Origin of the sequence: Xenorhabdus budapestensis (genome assembly GCF_017743015.1) — a bacterium.
GTDB lineage: Bacteria > Pseudomonadota > Gammaproteobacteria > Enterobacterales > Enterobacteriaceae > Xenorhabdus > Xenorhabdus budapestensis.
The window spans coordinates 2,304,289-2,317,360 of record NZ_CP072455.1; the positions used below are offsets into that span (position 1 = coordinate 2,304,289).

The following is a 13,072-nucleotide window of genomic DNA, read 5'->3' on the forward strand; positions in this document are numbered from 1 at the left end:
CGGAACACATTTCCACGAACCAGATTGAACTTTCTCCCTATCTGCAAAACTGTCATGTGACAGATTGGGCGAAAGATCATGGTATTCATATCACATCCTATATGACCCTCGCTTATGGTAAGGCGCTTCAAGATGAGGTTATCGGACGCATAGCCACAAAACATCAGGCCACTCCTGCACAGGTGATTTTGTCCTGGGCAATGGCATTGGGTTATAGCGTGATCCCATCTTCAACTAAGCGCGAAAATTTACAGAGTAACCTGAAAGCCACCGAGCTTAAATTTGATGCAGACGATATGACTGCTATCGCCGCACTTGGTCGTAACGAACGTATCGTTAGCCCGGCTTTCGGGAGCTGTTTTGAGATCCATGTTTTCAACGAGGTAACGCGATAAATCCCTTTTCCAGTCCATGAACTTCCATACCTTCCGGCATAGCTTCCCCGATAGTTACCCGACGAGATACAGCCGGGCTTTTTAAATCCGGGCGCCAGGTTACGATCAATTGTCCATTGCTGTCGTGAGTTAATGCTTTTTCTGGCACAACAGTGCCCCGTTCATTGCGATAAATAACAATATTAACTTTGGCACTCATACCGGGTCTGATGGGGTAATTCTGTTTCATGGGTGAAGTCACTTTAATCACAACGTCATAATAAATCGCCGATCCGGGGTTGTCGTTATTCACGCTTTGCATGGCAATGGTTTCAATTTCCCCATCCAAAGGGTGATCGGAAAACCCCTCCCCGCTAATTTTTACTGCCAGCCCTTCTCTTAGTTTGGCGAGATCGGTTTCTTCAACTTGTGCCAGTACCTGATACTGTGTTGTGTCCATCACTTCCAGTAAAGGCATCCCATCGGTAACCCGAACGCCTGTCTGAATCGTCAAAAACTTCCCCTTTTCTCCTTGCACTGCCCTGAGCACAACACCGGAAAATGGCGCTTTTATTTCTTTATGGGTGTATTGTTCCTGTAGTGTCTGGTAGCGGCTGGTTGCATTTTGCAGCTCCATCTCTGCAACACGTACATTGCCAGCGCTTCCTTTTTGTCGGGTGGATGCAAGATCGTCTTTTGCAGAAGCGAGTTCCGTGAGTTGTCGGCGAAGTTGCTGTTCAAGGTTTTCCACTTCCATTTGTGGAATGATGCCCCGTGAAAAAAGCGCCTGTGTTTTTGCCAGATTATTTTTCAATTCCATCACCATATGATTCGCATTTTCGACGTTTCTTCTGGCCCGGATGACTTCCTGACTGTTTTCCCAGTCATGCAATTGTTCAACGGCAGATGAGGCTTTGATCATCTCAACCTGCGCCTGCCGAAGCTCAATATCCAGTTTGCGGGTATCAAGTGTCACTAATGTCTGGCCAGCTTTCACTTGTTGCCCTTCTTTGGCTAAAACTTGTTTGATAATGGCATCAAATGGCACAGGGATAGTTTCGAGGCGCCCGGATTGCAGCTTGCCGACCAGACCTAATTGTTTTTCTATAAGAGCGGGTTTTACCTCAATCCACTGTACTGATCCCTGATCTGACGATTCTTTTGAGGACAAATACCCTGAAAATAACAAAGCAAAAAAACAGATCACTACTACAAGTACGCCAGCGATGGCCCATTGATAACGTTTAGTCATTGAGAACGATCTCCCAGCTTTCCAGTGTCGTGCCAAGAATTTGATCCAGTTCGGCCTGAGCATTGAGATACTGGATAAGTGTATTCAGGCGTGCATTTTCGGCATTTCTCAAGTCGGTTTCAAAACTCAGAACCTGAAAGTTACTGGATCGCCCTGCCTGTAATTTTTCCTGTTCAATTTCGAGTTTCTTTTGAGAAAGTGAACTGGCTTTTATCGCTAATTGATATTCCTGCCAGCGTGATTCTGTATCCCGGATGGCATTGATGACTCTTTTTTCCAGATTTATTTTGGCCTTTTCCAGATATAACGCCTGCTTCTGGACATCAACTCTGGCCTGAACTTCCGCCTGTTTCCGAGTCATATCATCAATTGGAATATCCAGTTGTATACCCACATAATTTTCCCAGTTGCGGGCCTCAGAAGAGGATGAACGATACTGGGATGTTCCTCCAACCAATGATAAATCCCAGAGTCGGTTATCTCTGGCCTGCAATAATTGAATATCTGCCATTTTTGCGGAAAGTAACTGGATAAGATAACCCGGCTGCTGAGCCTGCGCTTTTTTAATGGATTGTTCAACATTCAGACTGACGTGAGTGCCTTCCAGCGTATCGGTCGCCTGGATAGGAGTTTTAAGGCTAAGGGCAAGTAACTTAAGTAATGCCAGCTTTGCAGTATGCACATTGTTTTCAGCCTCTTTTGCCGAAAGTTCCTGCATGGCCAGATCAGCTTGCGTCTGTATGATATCTGTCTGGGCCATTCTGCCGGCATCAATCAACTCTTTGTTCGTCTCCACTAATCTCTGCATACGCTTAAGGGAAGCGACAGAAAGTGAATGTTGTTCCTGAGCACGGAGTAACGCATGGTATGCCAGAATAATTTGTGTGATGGAATCGGAAATAGTTGCTTTTAGATTCAATCGGTTGGTTTGTTCCCGGAGTTTTGCCAGTAAGATTGGGGCATTATTAATATCGGTTCCTGCTCCCCGTAAAAGAGGCTGTATCACAGTAATACTTGCACCATCATTGTGAAGTTTGTTTATCCTTGAGTTATTGTTCTCACGCGTCCAGGAAAGTGTGAAACGCGTTCCCAAAGGAGTGAGCAATGTGGCATTAGGAAAAAGGTTAGCTTTCCTGAAACTTGAATCCTGATCTTTACCTGCAATGTAACGTCCACTTAGCTGTAATTTTGGTGTGAATCGGTCCTCTGCCACCCGTAAATCAAATTTCTGGGCGATGCGATCCAGATAAGCACTGCGGATTGCATAGTTATTTCTTAGGCCAAGCGATATCGCGTCACTCAACGACAGGCCGATCACTTCTCCAGAAGTTTCTCGACTCAGGCTGTAATCAGGTTCTGATAAAGCTAATTGTTTCTGTTCAGATGCAGAGATTCCTGTTTGAGGAAAACAGAAAAATAAAGTCAGCGAACTATAAAGGAAATATTTTTTAATCATCACGTAATGCCTGTACGGGTTCCATTTGAGAGGCTTTATGTGCGGGATAAAAGCCGGAGATAAGCCCCGCTATGATTGAGCTACCTATTCCTAACGGAATTGATAAGGGAGCCAGAGAAAATGACCAGCCAGAATAAAGAACAAAAATAAAGGCGACGATGACACCGACTAACGTACCAAGGATTGCGCCGGCAAAAGTTAGTGCCGCAGCTTCATACAAAAAAAGACGCCGGATATCCTGAGCTCTTGCCCCTAAAGCCATCCGCAAACCAATCTCTTTTCGCCGGGCCGAAACGTTCATCAGCATCACATTCGAAATTGCAATGCCGCCGGTGAGCAGCGAAATGCCCGCTAACCCGATCAACATAAAAGAAAAGGTTTTACTTTGTTCTGTCTGCCCTTTCAGTAATTGCTGAGCAACCCGAACATCAATGTTAACCTCTGGAAACTTTCGTTTGAGCAACGCCAATAAATCTTTTGCATCGGTTTCTGTAGTTACGTTTGTTATGGTACGGGCGATGATGCCATTCAGATCAATATTGAGTGAGATTTTTCGCATGGCATTGATAGGAGCAACCACGACCGAATCCAGAGAAAAAGGAAATATGGGGTTTTGCCCTTTTACATCGAAAATGCCAATTATGGTGTATAAATAATTGCCAAGCTGAATCTGCTTGCCAAGCACACGGGATGCATCCCCTTCACCAAGGGTAACAGCGACTTCATTGCCAATGACCAGATAAGGCGAGTGCTGATCATAATCAGAAATGAATCGGCCATAACGAAGTCGCAATTGCATAACTTCCTCCAGTTCCGCAGAAGAACCTATTACGGTAAATGTTTCTGTTTTCCCGTTATATCGACCGGGAGAAGGAGAATAGATCCACGGTGCTGTTGAAGATAAACCAGGAATAGCCGTTGTCAGATCGGCCATGTTAAGTGAGTCACTATCAATTCCATGATTATAAGTGTAAAAATTTGTTGTAATAACATTGATATCCAGCCCGCTGAACATCTTTAACGCAGCCAGTGTAGCGTTATGTCCGGTATTAACAAATGCCACAATAGACGCACAACCAATAGCAATCCCTGATAAAGCAAGCAGAGAACTTTTTCCTGTTGCTATTAAGTTACGCCAGGCTTCTCTCCACATCATTAATACCGACATGCCATAGTTGCCGGACTGACGACTATCATGCATGCGTTGTCATCCTTCTGGTTTCATGCAATTGACCATCAATCATGCGTAACTCGCGCTGCATATGGTTTGCAACCATAGCATCATGGGTTATTACGACCAGCGTCATCGCGTTTTCTGTGTGAAGAGAAGAAAACAGTAATAAAATTTCTTCTGCCGTTTGTTGATCCAAATTGCCAGTGGGTTCATCAGCCAGCAGTAATGAAGGTTCTCCTACCAATGCCCTGGCGAGTGCCACTCGCTGACGCTGCCCGCCGGATAAATCTGCCGGATAATGTTCCGCACGGTGTGAAAGCCCTACCAAATGTAGTTTTTCTCTGGCAATTTTATGAGCCTGCGAGGCAGAAATACCACGGTAAAGAAGCGGCAGAGCGACATTTTCTGTCGCTGTCATTCCGGCCAACAAATGAAAGCTTTGAAAAACAAAGCCAATTTCTTTATTACGCATTCTGGCACGAAGCTCAGCATCTGCTTTTGACATATCAACGCCGCAAAGAAAATATTTCCCCAAAGTAGGCTTATCCAGCAGACCGAGAATATTCAGTAATGTGCTTTTACCTGAACCCGATGCTCCAACAATAGCGCAACTCTGACCGGCAAAAATTTGTGCTGTGATATTTTTCAGAACTGATATTTCGCCCTCCCCTCCATGTTGATAAACACGGGTTAGCCTTTGCATATTGATAACAGGTGATATTGGTATTGTGGGATGAATCGAATTTATAGTATCCATTATTTTTATAATATCTCCTAGCTTTAATATCTACATTCATCTTTATTAAAACAGCCGGTTTCTGATGTCGTTAAGGCATTAATAATCAAGTCACCTAAAATCAATGTTGTTATGGTACATAGCGTTTCAATTATAAATAAATTATTTTCATTGCGTAAATGATAGCAAATTAATTATTGAAACATAAATTATGATAATAGAGATTAGATTTCTAATCCAGAATATAAAAATATAGACAGTTTCTAAATTTTAAAATTGTAACATCATCATATGATAATTTAGATTTAGTATGCTTTGTGATAAGCAATATTTTTTATCTAAAAATTCATAAAATTATGACAGGAGAATGTTTATGTTTAAGAAATTATTAACAGTTGGGGCATTAGCTGCGGGTGTTTTGTTGAGTAGTAATGCAATGGCACTAAATAATTGTCAGGTTGAAAACGTACCAAAACATCTTACCGGTAATCTTTATGAAATGTATGTTGTTAACCCTACAAATAATTTCGCAAATACCTTTGAAAGGTATGGTATTACATGGTATTTTAAAGGAAAAATTGGAAATGGAGAGTGTAAATATAATACTGGAAGGAAAGCCTATCAAGCTTATTATCAAGGAAGAAAATACTAATTCTCCAAAGAAAATTATTATCATGGTAAATTTATGATGCAGATAAACCCCGTTTAAAACGACGGGGTTTTTTGGCTCTTATAATGAACAATATATTCCCTATATTCCCTTATTAGCTGGTTTTAACGGTCTTTCATAAATCCATCTAAATTTTCAATATAAGATAAAAACATAAGAAATCTCTAAATTTTAAAATTGTAACATAGTCAGGTGATGATTTAGATTTAGTATACGTTATCAAAAACAATTTGATAATTAATACATTTTTAAGTTACAAATTTTAAAACTATGACAGAAAAATGTTTATATTCAAGAAACTATTAACAGTTGGTACATTAGCAATAGCATTGTTCGGAGGTATTGGAACTGCATCAGAAAACGTAGATATCCCCTGGGACAATTGTTATTCTTCTCCTGTAGAATATAACAATGGCGTATATACTAAATATCTTGTTAAAGATAGTATTGTTTTTCTTGATATACGTAATGAAAATAGAATTAAATGGTATTTAAAAGGCTTCAAAAAACTATATATCTGTGGCATGAATGTTTATGTTGGCAAATATGAAGGTAAGAAAATATAAGATTCTCAAAAAAGCGCTTACTCCAGTTGATGCAAGCGCACTTTAACTTCATCAATATAAATTTGCTTTAATTTTTCTGGCTCTATATCAATCAAATGCTGAGAAAAACCATTGATATAATCCAACAGATAGCCAAGCTCTTCCTGATGATAGTGGCCAGATATTAACGCACTATTATCATCAGTTAATTGCAGAACAATATGTGAGAATGGTTTTCCGTGATAATGCTCAATACCTGAGCTTTTTATTTTAATCTGAAAATAATGTTGCTGTTGTTCCTGCCTTAACTGATCAAAGTTGAACAAATGAAAATCCGTAAGATGAATATTTTCAGAAGCGGTTAATAATTTTGTCGTTGGATGAAATGACTGGATTACGTTACAACGTAACACACGTAAATCTTGTTCTTCATAATCAAACACAGCTAAAAACCATTTTCCGGTTTCAAACCACATTGCAATAGGATAAATAAAAATCGTTTCGTTATGATAAGTTATCTCTAGATTTTCCTGTTGCAGAATATGGTTTAGCAACATATCCAGTTTTCTGATCGGATTGACCTGCTTTACAGTACGTACACCTAAGTGCTTGCGTAATTTATCTTCCTTTATTTTTTCATCATGGGGCAGAACCTGCTTTAGCTTTTCAGAAATACTGCGAAATTGCAGATTGAAAGGCGTGGATTGCAGAACATGCTTACCTGAAATAGCAAATAACATTGCATGAATTTCATCCGCACTAAACCTGACCGGAGTTAACCGATATGTCGGGGCAATAACATACCCCCCATTCCTTCCCCGCTCAGAATATAAAGGAACGCCCAACTCTTCTAAAGCAGAAATATAACGTATCGCACTACTGCGGGATAAATTAAATTCTTGCATAAGTTCATTTAAGGTTACTTTCTGCCTGCCCTGTAAAAAAAGTTGCATCTGTTGCAATAGCACTGTTTTTTTCATCATGAATCCTTAAAAAAGGTGTCAGAAAGTGAAACCTATCTACTTTATAATGATTCTTACCTAATGGAAAGTTAAAAGGAAAGTATTATGACACGTATTTCTTTAGCAAAAACGTTCCCTGATATTTATCAGCAACTGCTATCAGTAAATGCTGAAATAGATAAAGCAGCTTTATCTGTGGGAATTATTGAGGGGTTCTGCCATCTATTAAAATTGCGTATCTCTCAGATTAATGGATGTGCATTTTGTATCAGATTACATACCAGAGATGCCTTACAGCAGAATGAATCTATTGATAAAGTTGCCCTGCTTACGGCATGGCAAGAAACAGAATATTTCACAGAAAAAGAACGGGCAGCACTGATGTTAGTCGAGGCGGTAACAGAAATACAAAATGAGCATATCCCAGATGATATTTATCAAAAAGCAGCGGAATTATGGAGCGATACACAGGTCGCAGCAATCGAATGGTTGGCTATTATGATGAATGCGTTAAATCGAATTGGAATAGCTTGTCGGTATCATGTAGCGCCGTAATTACAGTTATTGGCTACCCGCCTAAATCAGGCGGGCATATAAATGATATTACTGCCCTTCCCTAATTCAGTTGCTCGCTAACATACGGCGCTAAAGTTGATCTTTGCGGGCTTTGTGTTCCCAGCAGTTTAAAGCACCAACTTTACCAAGAGCAGTTGGTCGATAATAGATTGAGAAATGTAAAGGCTACCGTTATCTTTCTCGCTGAAACCAAGAACTATCATAATATTATGATCGGCAGCAGCTTGATCAATTCTTTGATATTGCAGGCTATTAAGTACTAATGAATTGTTGTGATACTGTTTGATGAACTGAGTGCACCAAAGAGGTGAATCTAACCATATGAACCACGGATAACCTGGTATCCAGGTTTCAGGGAAAGCAATCAAACTAGCACCTTGACTGGCTGCTGACTCAATAAGTGAGATGGTTTTTGCAACAGTTGCTTCCAAATCAAGAAAAACAGGGGCGGCTTGAACGGCAGCCACGCGATAGGTTGTGTTTATTAACATTATAAATTATCTCCTTATTTATTATCACAAATAAAAATTAAGCCTTTATCTCTTTTTCCTCAATTTATAAGTGAACGACATTTCAATGCATAATGTTCAAATACAGAGTGAACTGAATTACTTTGAAATGCTGTCATAAGATTGCTACCTTATCCGTTAATTTGTGTATTGTGGCTATCTCACATAACTTTATCTTAATTAGAATGGTCAGGATATTATGAAAAAAATACTTATTTACATCGTATTTGTTTTAACCTCAATGTCTATGCAATCTATGGCTGAAGAGATTAGATATAGTTTACGGGGAAATGATGGCAAAGAAATTACTTATTATTTGATAAAAAGAAATAGCACACATTCTGACGATCTTCTTGTCCTGATTCAGGGCTCTGATTGTAACAGTGTTATCAATAACCGGAAAATGATAGAAAATTTTGGCGCTACTTTCCCTGAGAATGATATTCTCTTAGTAGAAAAAGCAGGGCTTGATAGCCGTATTGGCAAAGATGGGGTTGAAGTTGATGATTCGGCATGTCCACAAGTATATATTCAGAATGATTCACCATCAAAACGCGTTAAAGATTATCTTGCCGTATTAAATCAATTAAAAAACAAATATCATCATATTGTCCTTATTGGAGGAAGTGAAGGCGCTCTTGTTAGCAATATGATAGCGTCTAATGCAGATTTTATTACTGCTGCGATTTCGATTAATGGTGGTGGACGTTTCTTTATTGATGATGTTATCCATAGCATCAGGCATGAAACTCCGGCAGAAATGTCCGATGAAGCAGTTAACAGTTTTAAAAATTTTGCGGAAACAGCAAAGAAAAATAACTTGCCTGCTGGCATGGTAGTCAGTGGACATGGCGCAAACTGGTGGTATGAGTCGTTATCCATTGATAATCAGAGCTTGATCCAATCCAGTAAAACCCCACTATTTGTTATCCAGTGTATGAGTGATAATAATACTGATGCGGCTGGGATACTAAAGGTGATGGTAGCTATTGATAATCCAAAGGTTTCTTTTAAGACCTATGATGGCTTAGACCACTTTTTCAAGGATAGTGATGGAAATTATCATGCTGCAACAATTATTAAAGACATTAAAAGCTGGTATCAGTTACAAAGCAAGAGCGCTGTTTCAAACAGTAATTAAGCGTCGTTTTCCATAAAAATTCGTCATCATAAACCGAAATGTGGTAGCAACACTTTTCGCATTGCTACCCTATTCTTTTCCCAAGATGTTTTTTCATTATTATTACTCATCTATTTTAGAATGTTTATATTTAGTGATTTTACCGAGAAAATAATCAAGAAATAGCCTGTAAGGACGGGAGCTATAATTATCTTTCAGCAACAGAACCGAGAAGTTATGAGCGAGGCCCGACTACAATCAACTTACAGGTTAGGTTATATTTTTTTAATATTTCTTTAACTCTGTCTTTAGGAATAGCATATGAAGTATTACCATTTCTACCAACCATTGTTTTGGCTGCGAACATCGCATTAATTATGGCCTCTTCCGTTGCATTTATGGTTGCTTCATATAACGGGTCCAGCTTGTCATTTGGTAATATTTCTACTGTTTTTATATCCTCTCTGGAAAATGCACCATTATTTGCAGTAGAAAATGCAATAAATATTTCACCACTGGTATTACGGGCTACACCACCTACTTTTGCAAGTCCAAGGGATACTCTTTTAGCTATTTTTTCTAATTGGTGAGGTGCTAATGGTGCATCTGTAGCTACCACAGCTATTATAGATCCAGCATCTTTTATTTTTTTCTTATCCCCATAATATATCGGAGTAATATCTTGGATTTCTTTACCAATCGGAACCCCTGAGATAATAAGGTCATCTCTAAATCCAAAATTACCCTGAACAAGCACCCCGACAGTAAATCCCCCGTCTGTTTTATCTAAAACCCTTGATGAAGTACCTGTTCCGCCCTTAAAATTAAAGAGGTTCATTCCAGTTCCGCCACCGACATTTCCTTCTTTTATAATGCCTGATTTAGCACTATTCAATGCATGATATACATGTTCTTTTTTTACATGCATACCGTTTATATCATTTAATATTCCATCCCATGTTTCTGTAACCACGGGTAGTAACCAAAATAAATCATCTTTTAGTGGTGATATTAGATTGTTATCAATCATCCAGCTAATTGTTGAGTCTCTGACAATACCGACACTATGAGTATTGGTTATTAATATCGGGGTTTCCAGAAAACCACTTTCCTCAATCCATTGACTGCCTGTCATCTCTCCGTTTCCATTTAAAGAGAATATGCCGGAAAATACCGGGCTAAAATTTTTTCCTCTGGGTAATATCGCTGTCACACCTGTTCTTACCGGGCCTTTGCCAACTTCTAGTTTTCCATCACCTTCAATGATAGTTGAATAGCCAACTTTTACACCATTCACATCGGTAATTGCATTATATTTTCCGGTTTTTCCAGAGAAAGGAATGCCGAAATTTCTGGCTCTAACCTCATTGGCTAGAGAGTTTGATGCTATCATTGTTGAGATAGATAAAATTAATATATTCAATATTTTCATGCTGTTCATAAATACTCCTTGTTATAATAAATAAACCTTATTATTTTATTCATAATTATTATTAATAAAATAATAACGGTTTATTAAAATAATAATAACCTTTGTTTTTTAGGTTTATTTTCACCATGAGTAAACTAAATAATTTGCCTGCAACGGTAAATAGTTTCACGTAAATGAATTGTTTTATAAAAAGTCACAAAGTTAATTATTTTTGATATTTATCGAATTAAGTTACAAAAAGAATGATAAAGAAGGAGAAGAGAAAATATGGCGGCCACACTGAAACATCTCAATTAAGCCGCCTGTCAGCATCAGATTAGTAATTCGCTTTCGGCCAGTCGGTATAACCTTTTGCCCCACTACCATAATAGGAGTCATGATTGACACTGGTCAGTTCAATGTCATAACGCAAACGTTCGACCAAATCAGGGTTGGAAATAAACGGACGACCAAATGCAACCGCGTCAACTTTTCCTTCCGACCGGCGGGAAATAGCCATTTCCAGATCGTAGTCGTTATTGCCGATGTAAGCACCTTCAAACCATGACCTTAATTTATCTAAATCAATGCCTTTAGGAATAACACGGTCTTTTTTTGTAGTCCCTTCAACAAAGTGTAGATAAGCCAGTTTGAACTGGTTAAGTTGTCGAATCAGATAGCCATAAGTTGCCATTACATCACTATCAAGCGGTGTGTTTCCTACTTCAGTTGTCACTGGGGACAGCCGGATACCAACCCGACCACTGCCCCAAACTCCGGTGACAGCTTCAACAACTTCCAGAACCAAGCGAACTCGGTTTTCAATAGAGCCGCCGTACTGATCGGTACGATGGTTAGTTGAATCACGTATGAATTGTTCCAGTAGATAATTGTTGGCTGAATGGATTTCTACACCGTCGAATCCTGCACGCTTGGCGTATTCAGCAGCATGTCCGTATTGCTCGATAATGCCGGGGATCTCATTGGTCTCCAGTGCACGTGGCATGGAAACTTCCTGCATTCCGTTCTCAGTGTAAACATTACCATCGGCTTTAATAGCAGACGGTGCTACCGGCGGTTCTCCGTTAGGTTGTAAATCGACATGAGAACAACGCCCGACATGCCACAATTGCATCACCATTTTGCCACCAGCAATGTGAACAGCATCGGTGACTTTTTTCCACGCAGCTACCTGCTCTTCTGTCCAGATACCGGGAGTCATCGCATAGCCGCGTCCCTGTGCTGAAATATTGGTTGCTTCTGAAATAATCAGACCTGCACTGGCACGCTGAACATAATATGTTACGTTGAGTTCCTTCGGTACACCTTCCTGATTCACACGGCTGCGTGTTAAAGGTGCCATAACTATACGGTTAGTAAGTTCAATTTCGCCTAGTTTAGTTGGTGAGAAAAGATCGGTGCGAATGCTATTGTCAGACATAAGATTTCCTTTTTTATAATAGACCAGTCGTCTACTATTACTATTTGAATTCAGAATTTTTCCCTTGGCTTTTGCGAGAACATCAATATATAAATCACATGATCATAAATATTAATGCCATTTTAACAAAATTTGTTTATAACATCTCTTAGTTAGAACATAACCAGGAAACAGTATGGGATTTTCACCGCTTATCAGAGTATTATCAAAAAACGATGTTGCAGCATATCAACAGCTTAGATTCGAAGCTCTACGTTCTGATCCTGATGCTTTTGGTTTAACATATGAAGAAGAACATACCAAAAGTGAACAGGAATTTGTAACCATATTAACTGATTCTCTGGTGTTAGGAGCCTATTTAAATAATAAATTAGTTGGAATGATCAGGTTTCAACGAGGTGTTGGGTATAAAAATTCACATAAAGGGACTATTTGGGGGTTTTATGTCAAACCTGACTGTCGAGGTTTGAAAATAGGAGAAAAACTTATTGGAAAATTGATGGCTATTCTGGAGGGAAATGTTAAACAAATATCATTAGCTGTTGTTGAAGAAAATGTATCAGCTATAAATTTATATAAAAAATTTGGTTTCGAAATATATGGCACTGAGCCTGTGTCATTAAAAAATGATTCAACATACGTTAATATGGTGTTGATGTACCTGATAATGTAGGTATCTATTTTTAGTAACTTAATTCTTAATTAAGAATTATAAATTTTATTGTTGAGTAAATTTCCGACAAAGACATCATGGGTGGCGTTGATACTGATATATTCTCCTTAATGAAGAACCCCGGCCGCTTGCAGTGGGGAATTAGACCCTAAGAGATTAAAAGGTAGTACTAC

The 13,072-nt window shown here is 39.1% G+C and carries 13 protein-coding genes and 1 pseudogene; 6 read left to right on the top strand and 8 right to left on the bottom strand.

Annotated features, from left to right (window positions below; genetic code table 11):
* Positions 1-2 precede the first annotated feature (2 nt).
* A pseudogene (locus HGO23_RS10125) lies at positions 3-395 on the top strand (aldo/keto reductase); the annotation flags it as partial.
* Here the strand turns inward: HGO23_RS10125 and HGO23_RS10130 are convergent.
* Genes HGO23_RS10130 through HGO23_RS10145 form a run of 4 tightly spaced genes read right to left on the bottom strand, consistent with a single transcriptional unit; the run spans position 376 to position 5,013 of the window.
* Positions 376-1,626 carry an HlyD family secretion protein gene (locus tag HGO23_RS10130; protein ID WP_209026539.1) on the bottom strand — a complete coding sequence of 417 codons (1,251 nt, stop codon included), beginning with the start codon at positions 1,624-1,626 and terminating at the stop codon, positions 376-378. The pseudogene HGO23_RS10125 and the gene HGO23_RS10130 sit on opposite strands and share 20 nt — an antisense overlap.
* Entirely contained in the window at positions 1,619-3,082 is a 1,464-nt protein-coding gene (locus HGO23_RS10135) for a TolC family protein (protein ID WP_209026540.1), read from the bottom strand. Before HGO23_RS10135 ends, HGO23_RS10130 begins: the two co-directional genes overlap by 8 nt.
* The gene (locus HGO23_RS10140; RefSeq protein WP_209026541.1) at positions 3,075-4,283 is read right to left on the bottom strand and encodes an ABC transporter permease; all 1,209 of its coding nucleotides are present in this window, start codon (positions 4,281-4,283) and stop codon (positions 3,075-3,077) included. The genes HGO23_RS10135 and HGO23_RS10140 overlap by 8 nt, the downstream gene beginning before the upstream one ends.
* Complete coding sequence (locus tag HGO23_RS10145) at positions 4,276-5,013, bottom strand: ABC transporter ATP-binding protein (protein WP_209026542.1); 738 nt, start codon at positions 5,011-5,013, stop codon at positions 4,276-4,278. The genes HGO23_RS10140 and HGO23_RS10145 overlap by 8 nt, the downstream gene beginning before the upstream one ends.
* Positions 5,014-5,365: 352 nt before the next feature.
* Between HGO23_RS10145 and HGO23_RS10150 the strand changes: the two genes are divergently transcribed.
* Both HGO23_RS10150 and HGO23_RS10155 read left to right on the top strand, forming a co-directional pair.
* Positions 5,366-5,644 carry an LCI fold-containing protein gene (locus HGO23_RS10150; protein ID WP_099135316.1) on the top strand — a complete coding sequence of 93 codons (279 nt, stop codon included), beginning with the start codon at positions 5,366-5,368 and terminating at the stop codon, positions 5,642-5,644.
* A gap of 299 nt (positions 5,645-5,943) precedes the next feature.
* Positions 5,944-6,228, top strand: a complete 285-nt coding sequence (locus HGO23_RS10155) for a hypothetical protein (RefSeq protein WP_244967777.1) — start codon at positions 5,944-5,946, stop codon at positions 6,226-6,228.
* Positions 6,229-6,245: 17 nt separating this feature from the next.
* On the opposite strand, the gene HGO23_RS10160 is transcribed toward HGO23_RS10155, so the two are convergent.
* Positions 6,246-7,190: a helix-turn-helix transcriptional regulator gene (locus HGO23_RS10160; protein WP_099135317.1), complete on the bottom strand. Its 945-nt coding sequence runs from the start codon at positions 7,188-7,190 to the stop codon at positions 6,246-6,248.
* 84 nt (positions 7,191-7,274) lie between these two features.
* Here HGO23_RS10160 and HGO23_RS10165 point away from each other — a divergent pair, with 84 nt between their 5' ends.
* Entirely contained in the window at positions 7,275-7,724 is a 450-nt protein-coding gene (locus tag HGO23_RS10165) for a carboxymuconolactone decarboxylase family protein (protein ID WP_209026543.1), read from the top strand.
* 128 nt (positions 7,725-7,852) lie between these two features.
* Here the strand turns inward: HGO23_RS10165 and HGO23_RS10170 are convergent, their stop codons facing one another.
* On the bottom strand, positions 7,853-8,236 hold the full coding sequence (locus HGO23_RS10170; RefSeq protein ID WP_244967778.1) for a nitrilase-related carbon-nitrogen hydrolase: 384 nt from the start codon (positions 8,234-8,236) through the stop codon (positions 7,853-7,855).
* A 217-nt stretch (positions 8,237-8,453) separates the two neighbouring features.
* Between HGO23_RS10170 and HGO23_RS10175 the strand changes: the two genes are divergently transcribed.
* Complete coding sequence (locus tag HGO23_RS10175) at positions 8,454-9,395, top strand: acyl-CoA thioester hydrolase/BAAT C-terminal domain-containing protein (protein ID WP_209026544.1); 942 nt, start codon at positions 8,454-8,456, stop codon at positions 9,393-9,395.
* Positions 9,396-9,609: 214 nt separating this feature from the next.
* On the opposite strand, the gene HGO23_RS10180 is transcribed toward HGO23_RS10175, so the two are convergent.
* Together HGO23_RS10180 and HGO23_RS10185 are read right to left on the bottom strand one after the other, a co-directional pair.
* A complete protein-coding gene (locus tag HGO23_RS10180; protein ID WP_209026545.1) occupies positions 9,610-10,815 on the bottom strand; it encodes a DmpA family aminopeptidase in 1,206 nt (401 codons plus the stop codon).
* Between the two features lie 307 nt (positions 10,816-11,122).
* On the bottom strand, positions 11,123-12,226 hold the full coding sequence (locus HGO23_RS10185) for an alkene reductase (protein WP_209026546.1): 1,104 nt from the start codon (positions 12,224-12,226) through the stop codon (positions 11,123-11,125).
* A 175-nt stretch (positions 12,227-12,401) separates the two neighbouring features.
* On the opposite strand from HGO23_RS10185, the gene HGO23_RS10190 reads away from it, so the two are divergent.
* Entirely contained in the window at positions 12,402-12,899 is a 498-nt protein-coding gene (locus tag HGO23_RS10190; RefSeq protein ID WP_099136610.1) for a GNAT family N-acetyltransferase, read from the top strand.
* Positions 12,900-13,072 lie beyond the last annotated feature (173 nt).